This is a genomic window from Mitsuaria sp. 7 (assembly GCF_001653795.1).
Taxonomy (GTDB): domain Bacteria; phylum Pseudomonadota; class Gammaproteobacteria; order Burkholderiales; family Burkholderiaceae_C; genus Roseateles.
In genome coordinates this window covers 3,502,850-3,527,699 of the sequence record NZ_CP011514.1, presented here as the reverse complement: position 1 = coordinate 3,527,699, position 24,850 = coordinate 3,502,850, and the positions used below count along the sequence as shown (strand labels likewise).

The window sequence follows — 24,850 nt, the reverse complement described above, 5'->3', positions numbered from 1 at the left end:
TCGGGGCGTTCGACTTCAGCGATCGCGCAGCGGTTGTTGGGCGTTCAGCCGGCGCTGCGCGTTGCGCTCGTCGGCCTCGCGCTGACGGGCGATGCGGTCGCCTTCACTGGCGTTGGCGGCGCTGTGCATCGCCTCGGCGCGACGGCGTGCGTCGGCCCCGCCGGTCAGGCTGCTCTGCGCATCGACGGCTTGCTTGCTCACGTTCCAGTCCGAGGCCGAGTAGCTGCCCTGGCCCTTCTGGCATTGGCGCGCGCGGCGGATCTCATCCTGGATGAAACGCTTGGCATCGGCGCTCAGCGAGATCGAGCTGGCCTTGGTCTCCATCGCGGTGATGTCGCGGTCGGAGGGGCAGGCGTTGGTGGGGGCGGCTGGCGCGGCAGCGGGAGCCGCATTCGCTTGCTGCTGCTCAGTTGCCGCTCTGGAGCGTTCGGCCGCGGCGCGGTCCGCCGACGTGTCGATCACGTTGCTCTGCAAGGCCTGCGTCTTCATCTGCTCGCCCTTCGCCGCGCAGGGCTGGTCCGAGTAATGGGTCTTGCCGTCGGTGGTGCATTTCCAGACTTGGGCGTGGACGCCCGCTGCGGCGCAGACGCCGAACAGCATGCCGACAAGGGTCGAGCGGATCATTGACATGTGAGGTCTCCCTGAAAGAAGTCGAACGCACCGACATGCGGCGCAGTTGACCGGGGACGGTGCGAATGTTGTCCCGGACATCGGTCTCCCACGTCGCGCACTCGCGTTGGCGTGCCCGATCCTGTCACTGGAAAGTCCTCGGTCACGGCTTGCGCCCGAACACCGGCAAGGTTGAAGCTCGCGTTCCAACTGCAGTGGGAGATCGCAATGAACTTTCAACGTCTGTTGGCGCTGCTCCTGGTCTGGGTGAGCGGCGCCGTGTACGCGAACGCGCCGGTAACGAGCGAAGTGACGTTCAACCAAGTGACTCGTCTCTACACCTACACCTATGTCCTCGACACCGATGCCCTGCCGGAAGGGGGATTCCGGGAACTCGCCATCCGGTCGAACTACATCGCCAGTTTCTATGCCCCGTGGCCGGCCTCGCATTCCGAACCGGAGGGTTGGAACTTCGCGCTGGCGGTCGGCGGTTGGACCCAGGACGGGGTCCCGGTCTATGGCTCCTTCTGGACGTGGGGGTCCCGAACCTACGACGTGGATCCTGGAGGTCTGCTGACCTACTCATTCAGCACGCGCATCGCGCCTGACACAGGAACGGACATCAACTTCTTCGTGTATTCGGGCGTCAATGCCGGACCTGAGAATCTGCCGGTCGCCTTCGGACGCGTCGTCGGCCCCGACCTGAACCATGCATTTGCAACGCCGACCTATGTGCCGGAGCCGGCGACGATGCTGCTCTGGGTCATCGGCCTGATCGGTCTGATCGCATCGGGGTGGACCAGAGTCAATGCCCGGCGCGCTGCTGCCGCATTCACGCCTTTCGCGCGACCCATCCCTTGAACGTCAGCGCGGCGTAGAAAAGCTCGACCTGGGTGAATCCGGCAGCCTGCAACAGGGCGACTTCCTGCCCCGGCGCCAGCAGCGGCAGGCGCTCGCCGATGGCGATCGCACTGGCGCGCGCCTGGGCGATCCGCACGCCGGCTTGAGTGTTGTAGTCGGCATACCGCATGAGCCAAATGCTCCGCTCCTCCGGTGAGGCCGGCAGGCTATGGTGGGCGACGACCAGCGGTGCTCCCGGCCTGAGACGGCGCGCCATGGCTTTCAGTGTCGCCAGCCGTTCGTCTTCGGACAGGAAGTGCAGCGTCAGCAGGCAGGTGGCACCATCGAACAGACCTTCCGGCGCGGTGTCGATGTAGCCGTGATGCAGCGTGGTCCGTTGCAGGTGCTCGCCCAGGCTCGACCGCGCGAGGTCCAGCATCTGCTCGGACGGATCGACGCCGACGAAGGTCCATGAAGGGTGGGTCTCCGCAAGGGCCTTGAGTTCCATGCCGCCGCCTGCGCCGAGCACAAGGATGCGGGCGTCGACGGGCGCCCGCTCGGCCAGCAGCACCCCCGTCATCGCATGCAGCGATGCCAGGCCGGGAACGAGCCGCGACGTGCGCTCGGCGTAGCTCGCCACGGCGGTGGAATCGGTGAAAGATGAATTCATGAAACTCATGATGTTGCATGAGTTGCGCAGCGTCAAGGGAAGGGCGCCAAGCCAAAGAAAAAGCCCCACTCGCTTTCGCGAATGGGGCTTCAATTTTTGGCTCCTCGACCTGGGCTCGAACCAGGGACCTACGGATTAACAGTCCGGCGCTCTACCGACTGAGCTATCGAGGAAAAGTCTGCTCAGATCCAATCGATCTGAATTCTTGGGCCAGCATCTTCGGTAGGACACTGGCTGAAATAAAACGAAGGTCCGAAGACCTTCGTTGTCTGATCTTGGCTCCCCGACCTGGGCTCGAACCAGGGACCTACGGATTAACAGTCCGGCGCTCTACCGACTGAGCTATCGGGGATCAGAGCCTAAGAGTATACACAGAAAAATCACACCTTCACAAGACCCACTCCACCGACGCACGCCACGTGCGATTGGCGAGCGGGTACAGGTAGACGTGGCCGTATTGATAAGGCGACTCCCGCCACGCGCGACGGTCCGTCACGTTGTCCACGCCGACCCGCCAGATCAGCAGTTGCCGCCCGACGTTCTGCTCGTAGCGCGCGCCCAGGTCCAGTCGCGTCCAGCTCGGGATCGCCACCGAGTTGTCCGGCACCACCATGCGCTTGCCTTCGTAGACCACGCCTGCCTGCAGCTCCAGCCCGGGGAGGCCCGCGCTCTGCCGCGCCTGCAGCTTCAGCACCGTCTCCGGCACGTTCGTCGGCTTCAGGCCGTTGAGCGTCGCGTCCGCGCTGCCGTCGCGACGCGCGTGCAGCTTCATGCCGCTCGCCATCAGGCCGCCGCCCGTCCACTTCAGGTCGGCCTGCGCTTCCACGCCGCGATGGTTCTGCTTGCCGTCGATGCGGCTCTCGAGCATGTCGGCGCCGCCCACCACCACCGGCACATCGTTCGTCGCCGGCTTGCTGATGTCGAAGTAGTTGATCGACCAGTCCACCGTGCGGCTGCCCGACTTCAGACCGATCTCCCATTGCTTGCTGCGGATCGCCGCCAGCGGTCGACCGGCATTCGCGTAGATCGGCAGGTTGGGCGCGACGGCCGATTCGACGCCTTCACCCCAGCTCGCATACGCCAGCAGTTGAGGATCGATCGCGTAGCTCACGCCCAGCCACGGCGTGGTGACCGACTGGCGATAGCTCGTCGCTTCGTTGTCCTCGCCGGCAGGCACGTTGACCTTGAACGAATCGCGATCCAGCCGCGTGTGGCGCAGGCCCAGCCAGCCCTGCCACTGCGCGCTGAACTGCATCGCGTCGCGGAAGTAGAACTCGGTGCTGCGCTCGGTGCGGTCCGTGTTGGTCGCACCCAGCGTCGGGTCGGCGACCGTCGGCAGCGTGCCCCAGATGTTGCCGGTGCCCGCCCAGTTGTAGGCCTGGCCCTGCAGCCGGCTCTTGTAGCGCGAGAACAGCACGCCCGTCGTGATCTGGTGCTCCATGCCGAGCAGGCTCAGCTTGCCTTGCGCGGACAGGTCGAGCGCATCGCTGTTGCGATGCTCGTTGTCGCTGCGGAAGTCGTATTGATCGAAGGTGCCGTCGGGGCAGTAGGTGCTCGGGTAGTAGGTGCCGTCGCCCGCGGTGCAGCCGAACGGATAGGCGAGGCGGTCGTCGTTCACCAGACGCTGGATCGCCGCGTGCGCCTGCAGCTTCCAGTCGGCGTTCAGCTGATGCTGCACGCGCAGCGAGGCGGTGCGGCCTTCGAAGACCACCGGCTGACTCCACGACTGGTTGTTCAGGTTGATGCGCGGATCGATGGCCTTCGCGTCGGGCAGCTTGTCGCCGAGCAGGCTGAAGCCGGGCTGGCTCGGCTGGGATTGGCGGCTGATCTCGACCTCCGCCTCGACCAGCGTGTCGCGCGTGACGCGCCAGTCGCCGGCGACGGCCATCAACCAGCGATGGCCGTCGGCGTCGCGCAGTTCGGGGCGCAGCTTGGCGGCCTCGATGTTGACGCGCAGGCCGAAGGCCTTGTCGTTGCCGTGTCCGTCGCCGAAGCGGTGGCTCCAGTCCATCGCGGACTCGATCGTGCCGCGCTCGCTCACGCCCAGGCGCACGCTGGTGAGCTCCACCGTCGGACGCTTCACGACGAGGTTCACCAGGCCGCCCGGGGCGCTGGTACCGGCCTGGATGCCGGTCGTGCCCTTGATGATCTCGGCGCTGCTCTTGTTGGCGAGCGACAGGGCGGTCTCGGCGTTGATCGGCAGGCCGTCGCGGCGGTAGTTGAAGCGGTTGTCGAGGTCGTAGCCGCGGATCTTCAGATAGGAGACGTAGCCCGCGGAGTTGTACGAGTCGCCCACGCTCGCGTCGAGCAGCGTCAGCCCGGCGAGGTTGAACAGGCCGCGGTCGGTGAGCTGCTCGGCGGTGACGATGCTGGCCTGGATCGGGAGCTTGGCGACGGGCGTGTCGCCGAAGCCGCCGGCCATCACGGGCGCTTCGGACGTGCCCTTGACGACGACGCTGGGCAGGGCGGGGGCGGTCGCCGCAGTGTTGGCGACCGCGTTGCCGGGTGCGTCGGCCGGCGTTGTCGACTGCGCAGCGGCATGGAGCGAGACGCCGCCGGCGATCAGCGCGATCGCGAGCCGGTGCAGCGGGAAGGAATTCAGAGCGGACGAAGTTGCCATCGATGTGCCGAAGCCAGAAATGCGATGGCAGGTGGGCAAACCGGGCACGCCGATGAGAAGGCGGCGTGCGGGACACGAGGCGTGTCGAAGGCATGCTTCCCTGCGCGAGGATTACCTCAATCAGGTTCAAAGGGACTTTCTCAGCCGCGCCGTCGACGGATCGATGGTGCAGCACCCCTAGCGAAACTCGCCGGACGGGCCGGCGAGTGGTGGTGATTCTAGTCGAGCGTCAATTCCCACTTTTCAGCCGGGCCGACCGCGTCTCGGGTCGAGCGCCGCCACCATCTCGTTGGAGTCTGAATCGATCCCGTCCTCCTCGAATCCGAAGCTTTCGTAGAAGCGCTTCGCGAATTCGTTGTCCTGCTTGTAGCTGATGAAGATCTTGATGGCGTCGCCGTTGGACTCGATCTCGCGGAGCACCGCAGACAGGGCGGCCCGTCCGTATCCGAAGCCCTGGCAGGCGCGGTCGATCATGAACCGCCAGATGCCATAGCAGCCCGGCTCGTCGTCATCCGCCTCCGGAACGACGTACATGATGAATCCGACGGGACGGTCTTCCACGAAGACCGCTCGCGTCCGGAGCGCGGGGTTGAAGCTCGCTTCAGCGATCGAGTACGAGTTGCTGGCCAGGAAGTCGCGCTGGTGGTCATGGACCGCTAGGCAAGCGACGGCGTCGAAGTTGTCGCGCGTGATGTCGACGAGGCGGAGGGAGGTGGGCATCGGGGGAGTCTAGCCAGTCGCTCGTCGTGGTTGGGAGCAGCTCCCGTTTGTCCGCCGCAGATGCAGTTCACGCCGCCGCCGCGCAGCTTCGTCTCCTGTCGCTCGCAAGCAGCCGGGTCGATGACGACACTGACTCCATCGACACAGCCAACGCCTTCAGGAGATCGACATGAACGCCACCCGCCTCAGCATCACTTCCGCCACCAGCACCACCGTCAAGGCCGTCGCCTTCGGTGCCATCGCGGCGCTGGCCCTGGGCCTCGGGATCGCTCATGCACAAGGCCAGCGCGAGATGCGCGCCTCGATCGTCACGCTGGATCCGGTGGTGATCTCCGTGAAGCGCGAACAGCTGCCGACCGTCTACATCACGGGCCGCCGCAGCGCCGACGCGGTCGACACGCAAGTCGCCTTGGCCGAGTGAACGTCCCAGGTCGCGCTGTATCGGTGGAGCGATCCACGGACTGACGACTTCGGTTCGCTCCCATGCAAGACGCCCGGCTCATGCCGGGCGTCTTGCTTTGTGCCGAGCGCGGGCGATTGTTGCGGCGATCACAACGGCCCATTGCGACGCGGGCCGTTTATCCAGACGGGGCCCGGACCTAACCTTCAGTCATCGGCAAACGAAGCCGGCCCAAGACCCCATACACCCCGATCCAACGCTCTCTCAAAGGAAACCATCATGACCGCCAAGACCCTGATCGCCACCGCCCTGATCGCCCTGTCCGCCGCCGCCGTGCCGGCCTTCGCGCAGAGCTACAGCCACCTCGACCCGATCACGCAGAGCCAGAAGAGCCGCGCTGAAGTGCTGGCCGACCTGGAGATCTATCGTGAGTCGGGCTTGGCCGCCGTCGACCGCACAGAAGACACCTCGCTGGAACTGAACCAGCGCGCCAAGGCGGAAGCCCGCTACGCAGAACTGAAGGTCTCGCCGAAGTACGCCGCGCTGGTGCAGCGCTTCGCCGCGAAGGAAGGCAAGGGCGCCGTCACGGAAGGCGTCTCCGCCCGCTGAGCGCCGATCCAGCCCCCGCAGCGCCGCCCGGACGCAGGTCCCGGCGGCGTTTCTCATTGAAAGCGCCTGATGGCGCTTTCCGTTTGTCCGTCGCTGATGCAGTTCACGCCGCCGCCATGCGGCTTCGTCTCCTGCCCCTCGAAAGGAGCCGCGTCGATGACGACACTGACTCCATCGACACAGCAAACCGCTTCAGGAGAACGACATGACCCACACCGCCCGCCTGCAGATCTCTTCCGCTACCAACACCACCGTCAAGGCCGTCCTCTTCGGCGCCGTGGCCGCTGTGGTGCTGGGCCTGGGCATCGCCCGCGCCGAAGGTCAGCGCGAGATGCGCGCCTCGATCATCACGCTGGATCCGGTGGTCATCACCGCCAAGCGCGAACAGCTGCCGACCGTCTACATCACCGGTCGCCGCGACACGTCGGCGGACGCGGTCCAGATCGCTTCGGCCCAGTAAGGCCTGACGGTTTCGCTGTATCGATGGAGCGAGGCTCCGGCTGACACCGCCCTCCCGCTCCCCGCAAACGCCCGGCCTGTGCCGGGCGTTCTGCATTCTGGCGTCCCCTTCCTGCGAATCGGATTGTTGCTGCCACTGCATCCATCCATTGCGTCCCTCCGTATTTATGCAGAGCGGGCCGCCTTCTATTGTTCAGTCAACGGCAGACGAAGCCGGCTCCGATACCAGACACCCACCTCCACGCCCTCTCGAAGGAACCATCATGACCACCACCAAGACCCTGATCGCCGCCGCGTTGATCGTCCTGTCGGCCGCCGCCTCGCCGGTCTTCGCGCAGAGCTACAGCCACCTCGACCCCATCACGCAAAGCCAGAAGCGCCGCGCTGAAGTGCTGGCCGATCTGGAGATCTATCGCGAGTCCGGCCTGGCTGCCGTGGACCGCACCGAAGACTTCGCGCTGAACGCCACCCAGCGCACGCAGGCTGAAGCCCGCTATGCGGCGCTCAAGTCCTCGCCGAAGTACGCCGAACTGGTGCAGCGCTTCGCCGCCAAGGAAGGCAAGGGCGCCGTCGTCGAAGGTGTGTCCGCCCGCTGAGACTTGAAGCCCCCCGCGCAACGCCGCCAGGACGCAGGTCCTGGCGGCGTTTCCCTTTGATGACGGCCTGGAGCCGCTCCCGTTTGTCTGCCGCAGATGCAGTTCACGCCGCCGCCGTGGAGCTTCGTCTCCTGGGGCTCGCAAGCGGCCGGGTCGATGACGACACTGACTCCATCGACACAGCAAACCGCTTCAGGAGAACGACATGACCCACACCGCCCGCCTGCAGATCTCTTCCGCCACCAACACCACCGTCAAGGCCGTCCTCTTCGGTGCCGTGGCCGCTGTGGTGCTGGGCCTGGGCATCGCCCACGCCGAAGGTCAGCGCGAAATGCGCGCTTCCATCATCACGCTGGAACCGGTGGTCATCACCGCCAAGCGCGAACAGCTGCCCACCGTCTACATCACCGGCCGCCGCGACACGTCGGCCGACGTGGGCCAGATCGCTTTGGCCCAGTAAGGCCTGACGGTTTCGCTGTATCGATGGAGCGAGGCTCCGGCTGACACCGCCTCCCCCGCTCCCAGAAAACGCCCGGCCCGTGCCGGGCGTTCTGCTTTCTGGAGACCCCTGCCTGTGGTCCTGCGCGCGACTCCGGGCAGGTCGATAATTCCGCCGCCATGGACGATCCCCGAACTCCTCTGTCACTGCGCTTCGGCCCCTTCGCCTTCGATGAGGCGGACGCGCGGCTGCTGGCCGACGGCCGGGCAGTCGGGCTCGCGCCCAAGGCCTTCGGCGTGCTCGCGGAACTGCTGCGCAACGCCGGGCAGCTCGTCACCAAGGACGCGTTGCTTGATGCCGTCTGGGGACATCGGCACGTCAGCGAATCCGTCCTCAAGACGACGATCAGCGAACTGCGCGCCGCGCTCGGCGACGATGCGAAGAGCCCGCGCTGGGTGGAGACCGCCTCGCGCCGCGGGTATCGCTTCATCGGGCCGGTCGAAGGCGATCGGAACGGCGAGTCGGACGGTGGCGCTGAACGCGAAGCCGCGACGTCGATGGTCGAGTCGTCCGGTCTCATCGGCCGCGAGGCCGAACTTGCGCGCCTTCACGCCGCCTGGGCGCGCGCCTCAGGCGGGCAACGGCAACTGTGCTGTGTCGCCGGTGAAGCCGGCATCGGCAAGACCGCGATGATCGACGCCTTCGTCGCCGCGCTCGGCGACGCGGCCACCGCGCACGGCCAGTGCATCGAGCAGGTCGGCGAGGGCGAGCCCTACCTGCCCGTGCTGGATGCGCTCGCCGGCCTCGCGCGGACGGACGCCTCGCTCATCGCGCTGTTGCGTCGCGTCGCGCCGACCTGGCTGCTGCAGCTGCCCTGGCTCATCGACCGCGACGAGCAGGAGCGCCTGCAGGCCGGCCTCGCGAACTCGACCCAGGACCGCATGCTGCGCGAGTTCTCGGAGCTCGTGGAGCAGCTCACCGCCGTGCGCCCGCTGCTGCTCGTCACCGAGGACCTGCACTGGTGCGACGAGGCGACCGTCCGCTTGATCGACCACGTCGCGCGTCGCCGGCCGCCTGCGCGGCTGATGTGGATCGCGACCTACCGGACGCCCGAGCTCGTCGCCAGCGAGCATCCGCTCAACGGCCTTCGCCACGAACTGCGCGCCCGCAGGCTCTGCGAGGAATTGCTCCTCGACCCGTTCAGCGAAGCCGAGCTCGCCGTCTATCTCTCGCGCCATCGGCCCGGCCTTGTGGCCGACGAGGCGCATGTGCGACGCCTTCATCGACAGACCGACGGGCTGCCGCTCTTCGTCGCCAACGCGATCGATGAGCTCGCCGCCGCGTCAAGCGAGGCGGCGTCCTCCGACGACTGGCCCGTGCCGGACTCGCTCGCCGGCGTCATCGAGCGTCAGCGCGCGCGGCTCGCGCCCGAAGCGGCAACGTTGCTGGAAGCCGCCGCCGTCTGCGGCGTCGAGTTCGAGTGTTCCATCGTCGCCGCGATGCTGGGCCTGGATGCCGCGGTCGTGGCGATGCAGTGCGATGAGCTGGCCCGGCGTCAGGCCTGGCTCGCGCACTCGGTGCTGGAGACGCTCGCGGACGGCACGCTGGAGTCGCGCTTCGCGTTCCGCCATGCGCTGTACCGGCAGGCGCTCTATCAGCGGATCGCACCGTCCACACGCGTGGGCCTGCATCGGCGGGCCGCGGCCGCGCTGGGGCAGCTGCGCGCGGACCGGATCGAGACCTTCGCCGCCGCGCTCGCGCTGCACCACGAGCGCGGGCTGGAGGCGCTCGCCGCCATGAGCGCCTACGCGGCCGCGGGGGAGCGTGCGCTCGGGCGCTTCGCGCCGCGGGAGGCGCTGCTGCTCGTCACGCGGGGCCTGGCCCTGCTCGATCGCTGCCCCGACGGCGAGGCCCGCTGCGTGGTCGAACTGGCGCTGCAGCAGATGCGCGGCGCGTCGCTCGCCCAGTCGACCGGCGTGACGACGCCGGAAGGTCGCGAGGCCTATCTGCGCTGCGCGGCGCTCTGCGAGATGCTGCCGCCGACCCAGCATCGCGCCTGGGTGATGACGGGCCTGGTCTGGATGTTCATCGCCAGCGGCGAGTACCTGCAGGCCGAGGCGATCGCGCTGCGGCTGCGCGTGGCCGCCGACGTCTTCGACGACGACCTGCTGCGCGCGGCGGGCGCCGTGTCCCTGGCCGTCACGCTGCTGCAGCGCGGACGCCTGCGCGAGGTGCTGCCGCTCGTGCATGAGGCGCGTGCGCTCACCGAGGCCCTGGGGCATCCGCGTCTTCCGCCGACCGTGCTGCATGACCCCTCCGCACTGGCGTTGGGCGTCGGAGCGGTCGCCCACGCCTGCGTCGGCGACGGCGAGATCGCCACCGAGTGGGCCGCCGCTGCCGTCGCGCATGCCGTCAAGATCGGGCTGCCGGTGATGCGCGGCTTCACGGCGCGTTGCGCCAGCATCGTCGACGTGCGTTTCGATCGCGCCGAGGCGGTGATGACCCGGACTGTGCGCATGCGCGAGCTGGTGCGCGAGCATCAGCTGGGGCAGGGCGAGGGCCCGAGCCTGGCGATGCTCGGATGGGCCCGTGCCTGTACCGGCGACGCCGTGACGGGCTTGCGCGAGGTCGAGGCGGGCTGCGCCGCCCACGCGGCCACCGGCGCGTGGTTCGAGGCGTCCGGGCTGCAGCGGATGGCCGTCGACGCGGCGCTCGCCGCCGGCGATACGGACGCCGCGCGGCGCCATCTGGCGGAGGGTTTCGAGATGGCTGAGCGGCTGGGTGAGACGCTCCATCTGCCCGACCTGTGGGTGTCGGACGCCACGCTGGCCGCGCGCGAAGGCGACCACGCCGGCGCGCGTTCGGCGGCCGGGACGTCGGCCCGCATCGCGCGGGAGCAGGGCGCGCTGACGGCGGAACTCGTCGCCCGGCTGACGCTCTGCGAGCTGCCCGATGCAACGGCCGCGGACCTCGACGCCCTGCGGGAGGTGCGCTCGCGCTGGCGGGACACGCTGCCTTGGCCCGTGCTCGCGCGCGCCGACGCGCTGCTGGCGTCCTGACCGTTTCCGGACCGTTCCCCGACCGTTCCCGAACGACTTCCTCGACCGTCGTCCCTACGCTTCAGTCCATGGTTGCCGCGCCTTCCGCGCCGACCGTGACGACCTGGAGAAATGACGATGTCCCCCTGCCTTCGACGCTTTGTCCGCCCCGCGCTGGTCTCGGCCGTGGCGCTCGCGTTGGCCGCCTGCGCCGCGCTGCCCGACGTGCCGGCGCTCACCACCCCGCGACCGGTCGACGGCTACGTGTCCACGCAGGCGCTCGCCGCCGCCCGCGCCGACTGGCCGTCCGATGCCTGGTGGCGCGGGTACGGCGATGGGCAGCTCGATCAGCTGATCGATGAGGCGCTCGTCGGGTCGCCGTCGATCGCCACCGCCCAGGCGCGTCTGGCGCGGGCGGAAGCCACCGTGCAGACCTCGCGCGCCGCCGACCGGCCGCAGCTGCGCGGCAATGCCTCGATCACCGGGCAGAAGCAGAGCTACGAGTACCTGACCCCGCGCGTCGCCGTGCCCGAAGGCTGGAAGGACTACGGCCGCGCGACGCTGGACTTCTCCTGGGACCTCGACTTCTGGGGCCGCAACCGGGCGGCGCTGGCGGCGGCGCTCTCCGATGCCGAAGCGGCCCAGGCCGACGCGGCGCAGGCGCGGCTGATGCTGGCGGCCGCTATCGCCTCGGGCTACGCCGAGTTCGCCCGGCTCTGGGCCGTGCAGGACACCGCCGAGGCCGCGCTGGCCGTGCGTCAGAAGACCGTCGAGCTGTTCCGCATGCGCCGCGACAACGGACTGGAGACGCTGGGCAGCGTGCGCCAGGTCGAGGCCCGGCACGCGATGGCCGCGGCCGACCTGCTGTCGGCGCGCGAGCAGCTCACGCTGCAGCGGCATCGCCTCGCGGCGCTGGCCGGCGCCGGTCCCGATCGCGGTCTGGCGCTGACGCGTCCGCAACTGGACGTCGCCCGCGAGTTCGGCCTGCCCGAACGTCTGCCCGCGCAACTGCTGGGTCGCCGTCCCGACATCGTCGCGGCGCGCCTGCGTGTCGAAGCCGCGCTCGGCCGTGTCGACTCCGCCAGGGCGGCGTTCTATCCCGATGTGAATCTCACCGCCTTCGCCGGCATGCAGTCGCTCGGCCTGTCGAAGCTGACCGACGGCGGCGCCTTCACCGGCAGCATCGGTCCGGCGATCTCGCTGCCCATCTTCGACGGCGGCCGGCTGCGCGGCCAGTTCCGTGGCGCCCGCGCCGATGCCGATGCGGCCGTCGCGAGCTACGACCAGGTCGTCGTGCAGGCGCTGCAGGAAGTGGCCGACATCGCCGCCAGCACACGGTCCCTAGGCGGCGAGCTGACCAGCACCGATGCAGGCGTCGACGCCGCGCGCGAGGCCTGGGAGATCCAGCAGCGGCGCTACACCGGCGGCCTCTCCACCTACCTGGAAGTGCTCACGGCCGAGGACGCCTGGCTGTCCAACCGCCGCGCGCAGACCGACCTGCGCTCGCGCGCGTTCACGCTCGACGTGTCGTTGAAGCGCGCGCTGGGTGGTGGCTACAGCGCCGCACCGAAGTCCTGAATCCCCGCTGCGCCCGGCTCTGTATCCAAGTCTGGCGCCTGGCCTGATCCCGAACCCGTTCCCCCCGACAAGAAGCCCGAGAGAGAAAGCGAGTCCCGCCATGTCCGAAGCCGTCTTCGATGCCCCGTCGCATCAGCCTCCACATCCATCGCAGCATCTGCACGCCGTCGAGCCACCGGCCCAGGCCGCGCCCGCCGCGCCGGCCCGCCCCGAAACGCGCAAGCGGCTGTTCACCGTGCTCGCGCTGACGGTCGTCGCCGCGGCGGTGGGCGTCTTCGCCTACGAGCACTTCTTCGCGTCGCACTACGTCACCACCGACAACGCCTACACCGCGGCCGAGACCGCGCAGGTCACGCCCTTCGTCGGCGGCATCGTGCGCGACGTGCGCGTCGCCGACACGCAGGGCGTGAAGCGCGGCGACGTGCTGGTCGTGCTCGACGAGACCGACGCGCGCCTCGCGCTGGATCAGGCCGAGGCCGAGCTCGGCCGCGCGCAGCGCCGCGTGCGCGGCTACGTCGCCAACGACGCGAGCCTCGCGGCCCAGATCTCCGCGCGCGACTCCGATCGCATCCGCGCCGAGGCGCAACTGGCCTCCGCCTCCGCGGACCTCGACCGCGCCCGCGTCGACCTGCAGCGGCGCGAGGCGCTCGCCGATTCGGGCTCGGTCTCCGCTGACGAGATCACCCGCGCGCGCAACGCCTTCCTGACGTCGAGCGCCGCGCTCGCCGCCGCCAAGGCCGCTGCCGCGCAGAGCGCCGCCAACCGTGTCGCGGCCGTCGGCCAGCGCGAAGCGAACGCCACGCTGATCGCCGGCGTCAGCGAGGACACCAATCCCGAGGTCGCGCTCGCCCGCGCCAGGCGCGACCAGGCCCGCGTCAACCTCGAACGCATGGTCGTGCGCGCGCCGGTGGACGGCGTCGTCGCCCGCCGCGCCGTGCAGCTCGGCCAGCAGGTCGCCGCCGGCACGCCGCTGCTCAGCATCGTCCCGATCGGGCAGGTGCACGTCGACGCCAACTTCAAGGAAGGGCAGCTCGACAAGGTCCGCATCGGTCAGCGGGTCGAGATCGAGTCCGACCTCTACGGTCGCTCGGTCGTCTATCACGGCACCGTGCAAGGCCTGTCCGGCGGCACGGGATCGGCCTTCGCCGCGATCCCGGCGCAGAACGCGACCGGCAACTGGATCAAGGTCGTGCAGCGCGTGCCGGTGCGCATCGCGCTGGACCCGCGCGAGCTCGCCGAGCGGCCGCTGCAGGTCGGCCTGTCGATGAGCGCCACCGTCGACACGCGCGCCGAGTGAGCCGCAATCCCGGAGCCGCGCCATGACCGCCGCCGTCCTTTCCAACCACGCCGACGACCGCCCGCTCGAGGGCGGGCAGTTGTGGCTCGCCGCCATCGTCCTGGCCGCCGCGAACTTCATCGCGGTGCTGGACATGACGATCGCCAACGTCTCCGTGCCCGACATCGCCGGCAGCCTCGGCATCAGTTCGAGCCAGGGCACCTGGGTCATCACCTCCTACGCCGTCGCCGAGGCCTGCATCGTGCCGCTCACCGGCTGGATCGCGGGCCGCTTCGGCGCGGTGCGCGTGTTCTCGACGGCGATGGTGCTGTTCGGGCTGTGCTCGGCGCTGTGCGGCCTCTCGCCGACGCTCGGTCTGCTGGTCACCGGCCGCGTGCTGCAAGGCCTGTCGGGCGGCTCGCTGATGCCGTTGTCGCAGACGTTGCTGCTGCGCGTGTTCCCGAAGGAGAAGGCCGGCAGCGCGATGGCGCTATGGGCGATGACGACGCTGGTCGCGCCCATCCTCGGTCCCATCCTCGGCGGCTGGCTCTGCGATGCGTTCTCGTGGCCGCTGATCTTCTTCATCAACGTACCGATCGCGCTCGCCGTCGCACCGGTCGCGGCGCGCCTGCTGCGCCGCTACGAGACCCCGCTCGAACGCAAGCCGATCGACCGCGTCGGACTGCTGCTGCTCATCGTCTTCGTCGGCGCGCTGCAGCTGATGCTGGACCTGGGCAAGGAGAAGGACTGGTTCGCGTCCAACGAGATCATCGCGCTGGCGGTGGTCGCCGCGGTCGGCTTCGTCGCCTTCCTGATCTGGGAGTTGACCGAGCCCTATCCGATCGTCGACCTGCGGGTGTTCCGCCACCGCGGCTTCGCCGTCGGCGTGCTGACGATCGCGCTGGGCTTCGGCGCGATGTTCGGCGCGAACGTGCTCACGCCGCTGTGGCTGCAGAGCTTCATGGGCTACACGTCCACGTGGGCGGGCCTGGCGACGGCCTGGTCCGGCGTGCTGGCGGTCGCGGCGGCGCCGCTGGCCGGCAAGCTGGCGGGCAAGGTGGATCCGCGTCCGCTGGTGTTCTTCGGCCTGGCCTGGCTGGGCGGCGTGATGATGCTGCGCACGGTGGGCACGACGCAGATGGGCTACTGGCAGGTCGCCCTCCCGCTGCTGCTGATGGGCGCGGGCATGCCGTTCTTCTTCGTGCCGCTCACGGCGCTCTCGCTGGGCAGCGTCGAGCCGCACGAGACCGCTTCCGCGGCCGGGCTGCAGAACTTCATGCGCACGCTGGCCGGCGCGGTCGCGACCTCGCTGGTCACCACGAGCTGGGAGAACCGCACGACGGCCATCCATGCGGATCTGGTGGGTTCGCTGGACCGGTCGGGGGAGGTGATGCGCTCGCTCACCGGACTGGGGCTGGCGCCGGACGCGCGCAACGCGATGCTCGACAACCTGCTCACCGGTCAGAGCGTGATGCTCGCGACCAACCACATCTTCTGGATCGTGGCGTCGCTGTTCATGATCTCCGCCTTCGCCATCTGGCTCGCGCCAAGGCCGACGCGTGCGGTGGCGATGAGCGAGGCCGGGCACTGAGCGCAGGAGGACGACGGCCATGACCCTGACCCAGGACCCGCTGCATCCGGTACGCCGGCATTACGTCCTCAAGCTGGATCGGCAGGCCGATCCGGCGCGAGGTGTGCTGAGCGGACGGGTCGAGAACCTGGCCACTGGACAGGTCTTCGACTTCGACGATGCGGCGTCGTTGCTGGAGGGGCTGGCGCGGGAGTTGACCGAGGCGCCGGGGCCGGTGGCTCCCGGCCACCATCCGAAGGGCTAGAACTTGATGCCGCCCGGGAGCAGGCGGAAGAACGCCCAGACCAGGAAGGCGATCACCGGAATCACGATCGCGTAGACGTTCAGCACCTGTCGCCAGTTCAGCGGCACGGGCTCCGCGGCGACGGACTCCTCCGACAGGCTGGCGCCGCTGCTGAGCAGATGCGAGTGGTCCTGCGAGGCGCCGTCATTGAGCGGAAAGACGCGCCATGAGCTCAGCGGCACCAGCGGCAGTCCGAGGAGGACGATCCACTTCGTCGTGATGTAGCGGCCGCCGCGATCGTGCTCGCGCTCGCCGACGTATTTCGTTCCGGTTCCGTTGAATGTGGTGGGCATCGGTCTCTTCTCCCTCACAAGAAAACGCTCGCAGTACGCGAGTCTGGCGGGGATTCTCTGTCATCCAGCGAAGTGCGCTGGGCAGCCGACAGGCTCCTTGAACTCACGCGGCCAGCGCGAATCGATCGTCGACTTGGCCCAGCTTCATCGCCCGCCAGCCGAGACAGGCCAATGCGACGGTGCGCGGCACAGCCTTCGCGCCGCTGCGGTAGTACGCCACCATGCGACGGGACATGCCCAACGCCAAGGCGGCTGTCTCCAGGTTCAGTTCGTTCTCATACATCCAGCGCACGATGAACTCGTGCGAGATCCCCCCGTCTGCTCGATACCCATTGCGCGAAGGTTGTCAGCCGCCAGTTCCAGCGAGCCGTCCTCATCCCAGACGACGGTGTCGTGGAACTCGCCCAGGCGCGCCCTCATGAAGAGACCTTGATCTTTCAACGGGCCGAGTGCGCGGAGTTTCGTGATCACGTCGACGAGATCGACCTCGAACTTCTCGCCGTCGGCAAACGTCAGAAGCAAGGAGGCCCGCGGCGTCGGAATGACGCTCGTCAAAGTGAATTGCGGCGTCTTCATGAGTTCGTGCTCCTCCGGTGCAATGGTTGCATCCCCGACAGTGTCCTGAGACAAGAGTGGGAACTGTCCACCTTTCGCTCGACGCGTGTATTGATCAATCACAAGCTCATGCTTCCGCCCAAAGACAAAGCCCGCCGGCATTCGCCAGGCGGGCTTCTTTTCGGAGGCGCTTCGTCGAAGCGCTCGTCACATTCAGTCGAAGTTCGGCGTCTCGACGCCCAGCACCTTGTGCAGCTTCGGGCTGGTGGTCGTGTACTGCAGGTGGACGCGCTTTTCCGGGTTGATGATCGGCATCGCGCCGAACGCGGCCAGCGCGGCCTCGTGGAAGCCCGACAGGATCAGCTTCTTCTTGCCCGGGTAGGTGTTGATGTCCCCCACCGCGAAGATGCCCGGCACGTTGGTCTGGAACTTCTCGGTGTCGACCTGGATCTGCTTCTTCTCCAGCGACAGGCCCCACTCGGCGATCGGGCCCAGCTTGGGCGACAGGCCGAAGAACACCAGCACCTGGTCCGCCGGCACGACGCGCGTCACGCCGTCGCCGCCGGTGATCTTCAGGCCCTTCAGCGCGTCCTCGCCTTCGTCCAGGTCGCTGACCTGGCCGACGATGAACTGCATCTCGTAGGCGTCGCAGAGCTCGCGCATCTTGGCCACCGAGGCCGGCGCGGCACGGAAGCCGTCGCGGCGGTGCACCAGGATCACGCTCTCCGCCTTGTGCGGGTTGCCGTCGTCGTTGGCCGCGCAGAAGTTCAGCGCCCAGTCCAGCGCCGAATCGCCGCCGCCGATGATCACCAGGTTCTTGCCGGCGAACTGCGACGGGTTGCGCACGCGGTAATGGACCTGCGAGCCCTCGAACTTGTCGATGCCCTCGATCTTCAGCGTGCGCGGCTGGAACGAGCCCACGCCGCCCGCGATGAAGATGGTCTTGGTCAGGAACTGCGTGCCCTTGCTCGTCGCGACGAAGAAACGACCGTCTTCCTGCTTCTCGACCGTCGTGACCTCCTGCCCCAGATGGAAGGTCGCGCCGAAGGGCTCGATCTGCTTCATCAGGTTGTCGGTCAGCTCCTTGCCCGTCACCACCGGCAGCGCCGGGATGTCGTAGATCGGCTTGTCCGGGTACAGCTCGATGCACTGGCCGCCGGGATAGGCCAGCGAGTCGATGATGTGGGCCTTGATCTCGAGCAGGCCCAGTTCGAACACCTGGAACAGGCCCACCGGGCCCGCGCCGACGATGACGGCGTCGGTTTCGATCACGCCCGCGTGCGGGGCGGAGGTCGCTTCAGTCACTTGCGTTTCCATTCTTGTGTGGGGCGGCCGCCGGCAGCAGGACCCGACGCCGCGAGATGAGGGGATCGGTCAGCGGACCAGCTGATCGATCTTGCCCGTCTTGTCCTTCCACTCCTCGGCGTCCGGGAGCGGGGCCTTGCGCTTGGTGATGCTGGGCCATTTCTTCGCCAGGTCGGCGTTCAGCTTGATCATGATCTGCTGATCGCCGGGCACGTCCTCCTCCGGCATGATCGCGTTCACCGGGCACTCCGGGATGCAGACCGCGCAGTCGATGCACTCATCGGGATCGATGGTCAGGAAGTTCGGACCTTCGCGGAAGCAGTCGACGGGACAGACATCGACGCAGTCGGTGTATTTGCAGCGAATGCAGGCTTCGGTGACGACGTGGGTCATAGCGGCTCTTCTAGTGACGGGGCCGGCAAAACGGGCCCTCGAAAATCAGCGATCCCCTGGCGGTCCGTGGACGGTGGGCTCGATGGCGCTGACGGTAAACAGGGGATTTTAAACGTTCGGCCCTTGCGGCAGGGATTCCAGCCCCTGCGGCTCAAGGTCTTGGCGTGAGGACGGTGTCGCGTAATCGCCCACATGGACCACCGGACCGGCCTCCAGAACGGCTTGCGGAGCCCCCGCCAGCGGGGCTGCGCCCGCGCCGACGATCACCACGGTCGGCCGTCCCTTGTGCAGCATCGACGCCGCGCCCAGCGAGGCCACGTCGTGCTCGCTGGACAGCGCATCGGCGCACCCGGCCCGCGACACGACGCTCACCGGCGTGCCGGCGTCCCAGCCCGCGGCGAGCAGCCGGCGGGAGAGGGCGGCCAGCTGCTGGCCGGCCATGTAGAACACCTCGGTGTCGGCGGACTTGCCGGCCTGGAGGTCTCCCTCGCGTGTCATCGCCGTGGTCAGCGCGACGCTGCGGCCCGCGCCGCGCCGCGTGAGCGGACGCCCGGTCTGCGCGGCGGCCGCGATCGCGGCGGTCACGCCCGGGACGATCTCGTAGGGGATGTCGGCCTCGGCCAGCGCCAGGAGTTCTTCCTCGAGGCGGCCGAAGACGTTGGCATCGCCGCCCTTCAAGCGGACGACGACGTCATGCGCCTTCGCCTCACGGACCAGCGCGGCATTGATCGCCGTCTGCTTCGTGGAATGGCAGAACCCGCGCTTGCCGACGTCCAGCCACTTCGCCTGCGGCGCGAGCTCGCGCAGCGCCGGGTCGGTCAGGGCGTCGAACAGCACGACGTCCGCCAGCGCGAGCGCCCGCGCGCCGCGCAGCGTGATCAGGTCGGCGGCGCCGGGGCCGGCGCTGACGAAGAGGACTCGTCCCATGGCGGTGGTTCCTGGCAGTCGGTGGGCGGACGTGGGGTGGACGAAGGGCGGGCGGTCAGCGGACCAGCAGCGCGCCGCTGGTGCGGTTGCTGGTGGGGTCCACGACGATCAGCGCGCCGCCGACGCGGTTGTCCGCGTACGGCTGCAGCGGCAGCTCGGCCTGCAGCTCGATGGTGACGTGGCCGATCTCGTTGACCGACAGCTCGTGGGCCTCGGTCTCGGCCAGCGTCTGGATGTCGAGCCGGTGATCGATCGCGGCGATGCGGGCCTGGACCCAGCGGTTGCCGTGACGCACCCAGTACTTGCGGCCCAGCACGGCGGGCTCGGTGTCGATCCACGCGAGCGTGGCTTCGAACGTGCGGCGGGGCGTGGCCGCGCCCGGCGCGACGATCCAGTCGCCGCGCGAGACGTCGACCTGGCGGTCCAGCAGCAGCCCGGCCGATTCACCGGCGACCGAGGTCGCCACCGGCTCGCCGGCGCGGCGCAGCTCGCCGACGATGGCGGTCTGGCCGCTCGGCAGGATCTGCACTTCGTCGCCGACCTGCACCTGGCCTTGCGCGATGCGGCCCCACAGCACGCGCGGGTTGTTGCCCGTGCCGTCGCCGTCCTTGGCCACGTACTGGACCGGCAGCGCCAGCGGCGCCTCGACGGTCTCCTGCACGGTCGGCAGCGACTCCAGCACCTGCAGCAGCGACGGGCCGTCGTACCAGTCCGCTGCCAGCGGCTGCGTCACGTTGTCGCCGCGCAGCGCGGAGACGGGCACCACCGCGGTCACGCGGATGCCGGCGGCCGAGGCGAACTTCTCCAGCGCGGCCGAGACCTTGCGGAACGCGTCGCCCGGATTCGCGGCGGCGTCGATCTTGTTGATCGCGAAGACGATGCTCGGCACGCGCAGCAGGTGCGCCAGCAGGCTGTGGCGGCGCGTCTGCGCCAGCAGCGGGACGTCGTCGACCGACAGGTCCAGCTTGGTCACGTCCACCAGCACGACCGCGGCATCGCTGCCCGCGGCGGCGGTCACCATGTTCCGGGTGTACTGCTCATGGCCCGGCGCGTCGGCAATGATGAACTTGCGCTGCTTGGTCGCGAAGTAGCGGTAGGCGACGTCGATCGTGATGCCCTGTTCGCGCTCGGCTTCGAGGCCGTCGGTCAGCAGGCTGAGGTCGATCGGCTGGCCGGCGGCCCGCTTGGCCAGCGTGTCGAGCTGGTCGGCGAGGATCGCGCGGCTGTCGAAGAGCAGGCGCCCGATCAGCGTGCTCTTGCCGTCGTCGACGCTGCCGGCGGTCAGGAAACGCAGCGCACGGTGCGTCGTGTCGAGGTCGGATTGATGGATCTTGGTCACGGCGGGGGAGGGGCTCACGGTGCTCACTGGGCTCAGGGCGTTCAGGAAGGCGGACATCAGAAGTAGCCCTCCTTCTTGCGGCGCTCCATCGAGGCGTCGGAGGTGCGGTCGTCCATGCGGGTCGCGCCGCGCTCGGAGACGGTGACCGTCAGCGTCTCGGCGACGATGTCGGCGGCGTTGGCGGCGGGGCTCTCCACCGGGCAGGTGCAGGTCATGTCGCCGACGGTGCGGAAGCGCACCTGCGCGGTCTCGACGGTCTCGCCGGCTTCCGGCGGGGTCACGTCGGTCAGCGGCACCAGCAGGCCCTTGCGGCGGATCACCTGGCGGTCGTGCGCGAAGTACAGCGACGGCAGCGGGATGTTCTCGCGGGCGATGTAGAGCCACACGTCCAGCTCGGTCCAGTTGCTGATCGGGAAGGCGCGGAAGTGCTCGCCCGGACGGATGCGGGTGTTGAAGAGGTTCCACAGCTCGGGCCGCTGTTCCTTCGGCTGCCATTGGCCGAAGCTGTCGCGGTGGCTGAAGATGCGCTCCTTGGCGCGCGCCTTCTCCTCGTCGCGGCGGGCGCCGCCGATGAGCACGTCGAAGCGGTGTTCCTCGATGGTCTCCAGCAGCGTCACCGTCTGGTGGCCGTTGCGCGATTCCAGCGGATGCGCCAGCCGGATCGTGCCCTTCCTGATCGAGTCTTCGAGATGACCGACGACCAGGCGCTCGCCCATCTCCTCGACGCGGCGGTCGCGGAACTCGATCACCTCGGGGAAGTTGTGGCCGGTGTCGACGTGGACCAGCGGGAAGGGCAGCTTGCCGGCGAACTCGTTGCCGGCGATGCGGCGCTTGAAGGCCTTCTCGGCCAGGCGCAGCACGACGCACGAATCCTTGCCGCCCGAGAACAGCAGGGCAGGGCGCTCGAAGGCGGCAGCGACCTCGCGCAGGATGAAGATGGCCTCCTCTTCGAGGTGGTCCAGGTGGCGGTGATCCGCCAGCGGCAGCAGTTGTTCGAGGTTCACGGGGGCGTTCATGCCGGGGCTCCGGAGGTCGCATTCAACGTCGGGGGGGGACGCTTCGGGTTCAGATTCGGTGTGCGTGGCGTGCAGGCCGCATTCCTTCGAGCTGTCTTCCCACCACCAGCGGCCGGCGCGGAAGTCCTCGCCGACGGCGATCGCGCGCGTGCAGGGCGCGCAGCCGATGCTGGGCATGAACTGGTCATGCAGCGGGTTGTAGGGAACGACATGCTGCTGCACGTAGTGCCAGACGTCGACCCAGCTCCACTCGGCCAGCGGATTGATCTTGGTGCGGCCGTGGCCGTCGTCCTCACGGAACGGGACCTCGGCGCGGTTGGTGCTCTGCTCGCGGCGCAGGCCGGTGATCCAGGCCGTGCGGCCGGCCAGCATGCGCGAGAGCGGTTCGAGCTTGCGCACGCCGCAGCAGGCCTTGCGCAACTCGACGCTGCGGTACATCGGCTCTTCGCCGTTGGCGCGGACGAAGTGGACGACCTGCTCGTTCACCGGCGCGAAGACTTCGACATCGATCCCGTAGCGGTCGTGGATGCGCGGGATCAACGCCAGCGTCTCCACGTGCAGCTTGCCGGTGTCCAGCGTCGCCAGAGCGATCGGCAGGCCGTGGCGCGCGATCAGGTCGGTGATGACCATGTCCTCGACGCCCAACGAGGTCGACTGCAGCGCGCCGGGACCGAAGTCCGCCGCGGCCTGCTTCAGCACCTCGACCGTGCGCGCGACGCGCTCGTCGAAGCCGGCGGTCTTGCGGGCATACAAGCTGATGGCCGAGCCGACGCCGACATCGGCGCCGGGCAACGCGGAGACGCCGGCCGATCCGTCGTCGGACGCGCCGCCGATGGGCGCGAAGTCCAGCGAAGACACCTCGCCGCTCATGCTCAGGCCTCGGTCTTCTGGCCCGGCCGGGCGAACAGCGGGCGCGTCTCGTTGACGTCCGCCTGGTAGTGGCCGGCGAAGAACCCCAGCGCGCGCTCGGCCGCTTCCTGGTTCTGGTCGCCGCGCATCTGCACGGCGTCGACGCCGCAGCGCTGCAGCAGCGGCAGCATGTCGACCAGCACTTCGCCGATCGCGCGCACTTCGCCGGCGAAACGCAGTCGCGAGCGCAGCACGTGCGCCTGGCTGTAGGCGCGGCCGTCGACCCACTTCGGGAACTGCAGCACGATCAGCGCCAGACGCGGCAGGTCGGTCTTCAGGTCGAGCACGTCGACGTCGTTGGGCAGGACCACGCCGGTGGCCAGGCCTTCCGGCCAGGTGTCGCGCACGGCGTGCCACTGCTCCAGCGTCAGCAGCTTGTGGTCGGCGGCGGCGGGATGCGGCTGGGGGCCGTCCTCGCCGGCGCAGGTATGCCAGGGGTCCTGGGCCTTGGAGACGAACTTCATGATGCGGGGGCGTTCCATGTCCGGCGTGCTCGGGGTCATTGCTTGGCGGTGCTGCGGCGGATGTCGTTGGTCGCCTGCTTGAAGGCGTCCAGGCCGATGCGGCGGACCGTCTGCAGGAAACGCTCGCCGGCCTCGCGTTCGCGGCGGTAGGTCGCGATCACGGCCTCGACCGCGTCGGCGGCCTCATCGGCGGCGAAGGACGGGCCGATCACCTTGCCCGGCACCGCGGTGCCCGACAGCGTCGAGCCGTCCGAGCCGCCCAGCGTGATCTGGTACCACTCGCTGCCGTCCTTGTCGACGCCGAGCACGCCGATGTGGCCGCTGTGGTGATGCCCGCAGCTGTTGATGCAGCCGCTGATGTGCAGGTCGATGTCGCCGATGTCCCAGAGCTCGTCAAGGTCCTGGAAGCGGTCGGTGATCTCGGCCGCGACCGGGATCGAGCGGGCGTTGGCCAGCGCGCAGAAGTCGCCGCCGGGGCAGACGATCATGTCGGTCAGCAGGCCGATGTTGGGCGTGGCGAAGCCGTGTTCCTTCGCGGCTTCGAAGAGCGCGGCGAGGTCGCTCTCGCGCACCCAGGGCAGCAGCAGGTTCTGGTCGTGCGAGACGCGCAGCTCGCCGTGGCTGTACGCATCGGACAGCGCGGCGGCCGCATCCATCTGCGCGTCGGTGATGTCGCCCGGCGGCAGGCCGACGCGCTTGAGTGACAGCGTCACCGAGCGGTAGCCGCTGACGCGGTGCGCGTGGACGTTCCGCTCCAGCCATCGGCGGTAGGCCGGCGAAGCGCCGGCGAAGATGTCGACGCCCGGCACCGGGGTCACGCCTTGCGGCTCGACGAAGCTCGCGGCGACGCGGGCCAGTTCCGCTTCGGGAATGATCTGCTCGTGGCTGCCCGTGTCGTCGCTGATGATCGATTGGTACTCGGCGTTGACCGCGTCGAAATAGGCTTGGCCTTCGGCCTTCACCAGGATCTTGATGCGCGCCTTGTACATGTTGTCGCGGCGGCCGAAGCGGTTGTACGTGCGCACGATCGCTTCGAGGTACAGCAGGATGTGCTGCCATGGCACGAAGGGGCTGATCTCCTGGCCGATGATCGGCGTGCGACCCATGCCGCCGCCCACGAAGACCTGGAAGCCGATTTCGCCGGCGTCGTTCTTGCGCAGCTGCAGGCCGATGTCGTGCCACGCGATGGCGGCGCGGTCCTCCTTCGCGCCGGAGATCGCGATCTTGAACTTGCGCGGCAGGAAGGCGAATTCAGGATGCAGCGTCGACCACTGACGCAGCACTTCGGCGTAGGGGCGCGGGTCGATCAGCTCGTCCGCCGCCACGCCGGCGGTGACGTCGCTGGTGATGTTGCGGATGCAGTTGCCGCTGGTCTGGATGCCGTGCATGTCGACATCGGCCAGCAGGTCCATCACGTCCGCGGATTGCGGCAACGGGATCCAGTTGAACTGCAGGTTCTGGCGCGTCGTGAAGTGGCCGTAGCCGCGGTCGTGTTCGCGGGCGATGCGGGCCAGCTGGCGGAGCTGGCGGCTGTCCAGCACCCCGTAAGGCACGGCGACGCGCAGCATGGGCGCATGGCGCTGGATGTACCAGCCGTTCTGCAGGCGCAGCGCGCGGAAGTCGTCGTCGGGCAACTGACCCGCCAGATGGCGTTCGAGCTGGTCACGGAACTGGGCCGCGCGGGCGTGGACGAACTGGCGGTCGAAATCGGTATAGGCGTACATGGCGTCAGCTAGGGCCGGCCGGGTTTCACAAGGGACCCCGCCGCGTCAACTGACACCGCGGCTGGCCCAGGGCTGGCCGGGAGTCTGCACTCTATGAACGCTTTATATATATGAGAACTACAAATTCGTAGATTGCTTATGGCCAGATAAGCATATGAAGAATCTTGCAAAAGGCGGTTGGCCCTCACCCGGGGGGC

General features: G+C 68.6%; 25 protein-coding genes, 2 tRNA genes and 1 riboswitch. Of the genes, 11 read left to right on the top strand and 16 right to left on the bottom strand.

All coding sequences use genetic code 11. The features are described from left to right. Window positions 1-15 precede the first annotated feature (15 nt). Window positions 16-630 carry a DUF4124 domain-containing protein gene (locus ABE85_RS27990; protein ID WP_197507026.1) on the bottom strand — a complete coding sequence of 205 codons (615 nt, stop codon included), beginning with the start codon at window positions 628-630 and terminating at the stop codon, window positions 16-18. 207 nt (window positions 631-837) lie between these two features. Here ABE85_RS27990 and ABE85_RS27985 point away from each other — a divergent pair, with 207 nt between their 5' ends. After that, on the top strand, window positions 838-1,470 hold the full coding sequence (locus tag ABE85_RS27985) for a hypothetical protein (protein ID WP_197507025.1): 633 nt from the start codon (window positions 838-840) through the stop codon (window positions 1,468-1,470). Here the strand turns inward: ABE85_RS27985 and ABE85_RS15495 are convergent. The 5 genes from ABE85_RS15495 to ABE85_RS15475 all read right to left on the bottom strand — a co-directional run bounded on the left by ABE85_RS15495 (window position 1,442) and on the right by ABE85_RS15475 (window position 5,459). Next, window positions 1,442-2,155 (bottom strand): methyltransferase domain-containing protein, encoded by a 714-nt coding sequence (locus ABE85_RS15495; protein WP_310732583.1) that lies wholly within the window; start codon window positions 2,153-2,155, stop codon window positions 1,442-1,444. The genes ABE85_RS27985 and ABE85_RS15495 overlap by 29 nt on opposite strands. Before the next feature lie 61 nt (window positions 2,156-2,216). Further along, window positions 2,217-2,292: transfer RNA gene (locus tag ABE85_RS15490), tRNA-Asn, on the bottom strand. Between the two features lie 103 nt (window positions 2,293-2,395). Further along, window positions 2,396-2,471, bottom strand: a tRNA-Asn gene (locus ABE85_RS15485). Window positions 2,472-2,507: 36 nt separating this feature from the next. Continuing rightward, on the bottom strand, window positions 2,508-4,739 hold the full coding sequence (locus ABE85_RS15480; protein ID WP_067276349.1) for a TonB-dependent siderophore receptor: 2,232 nt from the start codon (window positions 4,737-4,739) through the stop codon (window positions 2,508-2,510). An 80-nt stretch (window positions 4,740-4,819) separates the two neighbouring features. Continuing rightward, window positions 4,820-4,928, bottom strand: a riboswitch (TPP riboswitch). Between the two features lie 54 nt (window positions 4,929-4,982). After that, window positions 4,983-5,459 (bottom strand): GNAT family N-acetyltransferase, encoded by a 477-nt coding sequence (locus ABE85_RS15475; RefSeq protein ID WP_067276347.1) that lies wholly within the window; start codon window positions 5,457-5,459, stop codon window positions 4,983-4,985. Window positions 5,460-5,628: 169 nt separating this feature from the next. Here ABE85_RS15475 and ABE85_RS15470 point away from each other — a divergent pair, with 169 nt between their 5' ends. From ABE85_RS15470 to ABE85_RS15425, 10 genes are all read left to right on the top strand, one after another. After that, complete coding sequence (locus tag ABE85_RS15470) at window positions 5,629-5,880, top strand: hypothetical protein (protein ID WP_067276344.1); 252 nt, start codon at window positions 5,629-5,631, stop codon at window positions 5,878-5,880. 258 nt (window positions 5,881-6,138) lie between these two features. Continuing rightward, window positions 6,139-6,468: a DUF4148 domain-containing protein gene (locus ABE85_RS15465; RefSeq protein WP_067276343.1), complete on the top strand. Its 330-nt coding sequence runs from the start codon at window positions 6,139-6,141 to the stop codon at window positions 6,466-6,468. A 205-nt stretch (window positions 6,469-6,673) separates the two neighbouring features. Beyond that, window positions 6,674-6,928 carry a hypothetical protein gene (locus ABE85_RS15460; protein WP_067276341.1) on the top strand — a complete coding sequence of 85 codons (255 nt, stop codon included), beginning with the start codon at window positions 6,674-6,676 and terminating at the stop codon, window positions 6,926-6,928. A 262-nt stretch (window positions 6,929-7,190) separates the two neighbouring features. Beyond that, on the top strand, window positions 7,191-7,523 hold the full coding sequence (locus tag ABE85_RS15455) for a DUF4148 domain-containing protein (RefSeq protein ID WP_067276338.1): 333 nt from the start codon (window positions 7,191-7,193) through the stop codon (window positions 7,521-7,523). 205 nt (window positions 7,524-7,728) lie between these two features. Next, window positions 7,729-7,983, top strand: coding sequence for a hypothetical protein (locus ABE85_RS15450; RefSeq protein WP_067276336.1), 255 nt, complete (start codon window positions 7,729-7,731; stop codon window positions 7,981-7,983). Window positions 7,984-8,141: 158 nt separating this feature from the next. Next, window positions 8,142-11,021: an AAA family ATPase gene (locus ABE85_RS15445; RefSeq protein WP_067276334.1), complete on the top strand. Its 2,880-nt coding sequence runs from the start codon at window positions 8,142-8,144 to the stop codon at window positions 11,019-11,021. Window positions 11,022-11,138: 117 nt separating this feature from the next. Further along, window positions 11,139-12,578: an efflux transporter outer membrane subunit gene (locus ABE85_RS15440; RefSeq protein WP_082939047.1), complete on the top strand. Its 1,440-nt coding sequence runs from the start codon at window positions 11,139-11,141 to the stop codon at window positions 12,576-12,578. 100 nt (window positions 12,579-12,678) lie between these two features. Further along, on the top strand, window positions 12,679-13,875 hold the full coding sequence (locus tag ABE85_RS15435; protein WP_082938645.1) for an HlyD family efflux transporter periplasmic adaptor subunit: 1,197 nt from the start codon (window positions 12,679-12,681) through the stop codon (window positions 13,873-13,875). Between the two features lie 22 nt (window positions 13,876-13,897). Continuing rightward, window positions 13,898-15,445, top strand: a complete 1,548-nt coding sequence (locus ABE85_RS15430; protein WP_067276327.1) for a DHA2 family efflux MFS transporter permease subunit — start codon at window positions 13,898-13,900, stop codon at window positions 15,443-15,445. Window positions 15,446-15,464: 19 nt separating this feature from the next. Continuing rightward, window positions 15,465-15,689 carry a hypothetical protein gene (locus ABE85_RS15425; protein ID WP_067276323.1) on the top strand — a complete coding sequence of 75 codons (225 nt, stop codon included), beginning with the start codon at window positions 15,465-15,467 and terminating at the stop codon, window positions 15,687-15,689. On the opposite strand, the gene ABE85_RS15420 is transcribed toward ABE85_RS15425, so the two are convergent. From ABE85_RS15420 to ABE85_RS15380, 10 genes are all read right to left on the bottom strand, one after another. Continuing rightward, window positions 15,686-16,021 carry a hypothetical protein gene (locus ABE85_RS15420; RefSeq protein WP_067276319.1) on the bottom strand — a complete coding sequence of 112 codons (336 nt, stop codon included), beginning with the start codon at window positions 16,019-16,021 and terminating at the stop codon, window positions 15,686-15,688. The two genes, ABE85_RS15425 and ABE85_RS15420, sit on opposite strands and share 4 nt — an antisense overlap. Window positions 16,022-16,124: 103 nt before the next feature. Then, window positions 16,125-16,256 carry a hypothetical protein gene (locus ABE85_RS28660; protein WP_255362455.1) on the bottom strand — a complete coding sequence of 44 codons (132 nt, stop codon included), beginning with the start codon at window positions 16,254-16,256 and terminating at the stop codon, window positions 16,125-16,127. A gap of 29 nt (window positions 16,257-16,285) precedes the next feature. After that, window positions 16,286-16,597 carry a DUF2442 domain-containing protein gene (locus ABE85_RS15415; protein WP_231993101.1) on the bottom strand — a complete coding sequence of 104 codons (312 nt, stop codon included), beginning with the start codon at window positions 16,595-16,597 and terminating at the stop codon, window positions 16,286-16,288. A gap of 192 nt (window positions 16,598-16,789) precedes the next feature. Then, the gene (locus tag ABE85_RS15410) at window positions 16,790-17,893 is read right to left on the bottom strand and encodes an NAD(P)/FAD-dependent oxidoreductase (protein WP_067276316.1); all 1,104 of its coding nucleotides are present in this window, start codon (window positions 17,891-17,893) and stop codon (window positions 16,790-16,792) included. A gap of 57 nt (window positions 17,894-17,950) precedes the next feature. Beyond that, window positions 17,951-18,274, bottom strand: coding sequence for a ferredoxin FdxA (gene fdxA / locus ABE85_RS15405; protein WP_067276314.1), 324 nt, complete (start codon window positions 18,272-18,274; stop codon window positions 17,951-17,953). 108 nt (window positions 18,275-18,382) lie between these two features. Continuing rightward, a complete protein-coding gene (gene cobA, locus ABE85_RS15400) occupies window positions 18,383-19,201 on the bottom strand; it encodes a uroporphyrinogen-III C-methyltransferase (RefSeq protein WP_082938644.1) in 819 nt (272 codons plus the stop codon). Window positions 19,202-19,256: 55 nt separating this feature from the next. Further along, complete coding sequence (locus tag ABE85_RS15395; RefSeq protein ID WP_082938643.1) at window positions 19,257-20,597, bottom strand: sulfate adenylyltransferase subunit 1; 1,341 nt, start codon at window positions 20,595-20,597, stop codon at window positions 19,257-19,259. Continuing rightward, window positions 20,597-22,426 carry a sulfate adenylyltransferase subunit CysD gene (cysD, locus tag ABE85_RS28865; protein WP_082938642.1) on the bottom strand — a complete coding sequence of 610 codons (1,830 nt, stop codon included), beginning with the start codon at window positions 22,424-22,426 and terminating at the stop codon, window positions 20,597-20,599. The genes ABE85_RS15395 and cysD overlap by 1 nt, the downstream gene beginning before the upstream one ends. 2 nt (window positions 22,427-22,428) lie before the next feature. Next, complete coding sequence (locus ABE85_RS15385) at window positions 22,429-22,947, bottom strand: DUF934 domain-containing protein (RefSeq protein WP_231993100.1); 519 nt, start codon at window positions 22,945-22,947, stop codon at window positions 22,429-22,431. A 17-nt stretch (window positions 22,948-22,964) separates the two neighbouring features. Further along, window positions 22,965-24,653 (bottom strand): nitrite/sulfite reductase, encoded by a 1,689-nt coding sequence (locus tag ABE85_RS15380; protein WP_067276311.1) that lies wholly within the window; start codon window positions 24,651-24,653, stop codon window positions 22,965-22,967. Window positions 24,654-24,850 lie beyond the last annotated feature (197 nt).

Bases quoted from the DNA above. Each gene is read 5' to 3' on its own strand.
- ABE85_RS27990 (WP_197507026.1), bottom strand. From the start codon at position 630: ATGTCAATGATCCGCTCGACCCTTGTCGGCATGCTGTTCGGCGTCTGC.
- ABE85_RS27985 (WP_197507025.1), top strand. From the start codon at position 838: ATGAACTTTCAACGTCTGTTGGCGCTGCTCCTGGTCTGGGTGAGCGGC.
- ABE85_RS15480 (WP_067276349.1), bottom strand. From the start codon at position 4,739: ATGGCAACTTCGTCCGCTCTGAATTCCTTCCCGCTGCACCGGCTCGCG.
- ABE85_RS15475 (WP_067276347.1), bottom strand. From the start codon at position 5,459: ATGCCCACCTCCCTCCGCCTCGTCGACATCACGCGCGACAACTTCGAC.
- ABE85_RS15470 (WP_067276344.1), top strand. From the start codon at position 5,629: ATGAACGCCACCCGCCTCAGCATCACTTCCGCCACCAGCACCACCGTC.
- ABE85_RS15465 (WP_067276343.1), top strand. From the start codon at position 6,139: ATGACCGCCAAGACCCTGATCGCCACCGCCCTGATCGCCCTGTCCGCC.
- ABE85_RS15460 (WP_067276341.1), top strand. From the start codon at position 6,674: ATGACCCACACCGCCCGCCTGCAGATCTCTTCCGCTACCAACACCACC.
- ABE85_RS15455 (WP_067276338.1), top strand. From the start codon at position 7,191: ATGACCACCACCAAGACCCTGATCGCCGCCGCGTTGATCGTCCTGTCG.
- ABE85_RS15450 (WP_067276336.1), top strand. From the start codon at position 7,729: ATGACCCACACCGCCCGCCTGCAGATCTCTTCCGCCACCAACACCACC.
- ABE85_RS15445 (WP_067276334.1), top strand. From the start codon at position 8,142: ATGGACGATCCCCGAACTCCTCTGTCACTGCGCTTCGGCCCCTTCGCC.
- ABE85_RS15440 (WP_082939047.1), top strand. From the start codon at position 11,139: ATGTCCCCCTGCCTTCGACGCTTTGTCCGCCCCGCGCTGGTCTCGGCC.
- ABE85_RS15435 (WP_082938645.1), top strand. From the start codon at position 12,679: ATGTCCGAAGCCGTCTTCGATGCCCCGTCGCATCAGCCTCCACATCCA.
- ABE85_RS15430 (WP_067276327.1), top strand. From the start codon at position 13,898: ATGACCGCCGCCGTCCTTTCCAACCACGCCGACGACCGCCCGCTCGAG.
- ABE85_RS15425 (WP_067276323.1), top strand. From the start codon at position 15,465: ATGACCCTGACCCAGGACCCGCTGCATCCGGTACGCCGGCATTACGTC.
- ABE85_RS15420 (WP_067276319.1), bottom strand. From the start codon at position 16,021: ATGCCCACCACATTCAACGGAACCGGAACGAAATACGTCGGCGAGCGC.
- ABE85_RS28660 (WP_255362455.1), bottom strand. From the start codon at position 16,256: ATGTCCCGTCGCATGGTGGCGTACTACCGCAGCGGCGCGAAGGCTGTG.
- ABE85_RS15415 (WP_231993101.1), bottom strand. From the start codon at position 16,597: ATGAAGACGCCGCAATTCACTTTGACGAGCGTCATTCCGACGCCGCGG.
- ABE85_RS15410 (WP_067276316.1), bottom strand. From the start codon at position 17,893: ATGGAAACGCAAGTGACTGAAGCGACCTCCGCCCCGCACGCGGGCGTG.
- fdxA (WP_067276314.1), bottom strand. From the start codon at position 18,274: ATGACCCACGTCGTCACCGAAGCCTGCATTCGCTGCAAATACACCGAC.
- cobA (WP_082938644.1), bottom strand. From the start codon at position 19,201: ATGGGACGAGTCCTCTTCGTCAGCGCCGGCCCCGGCGCCGCCGACCTG.
- ABE85_RS15395 (WP_082938643.1), bottom strand. From the start codon at position 20,597: ATGTCCGCCTTCCTGAACGCCCTGAGCCCAGTGAGCACCGTGAGCCCC.
- cysD (WP_082938642.1), bottom strand. From the start codon at position 22,426: ATGAGCGGCGAGGTGTCTTCGCTGGACTTCGCGCCCATCGGCGGCGCG.
- ABE85_RS15385 (WP_231993100.1), bottom strand. From the start codon at position 22,947: ATGGAACGCCCCCGCATCATGAAGTTCGTCTCCAAGGCCCAGGACCCC.
- ABE85_RS15380 (WP_067276311.1), bottom strand. From the start codon at position 24,653: ATGTACGCCTATACCGATTTCGACCGCCAGTTCGTCCACGCCCGCGCG.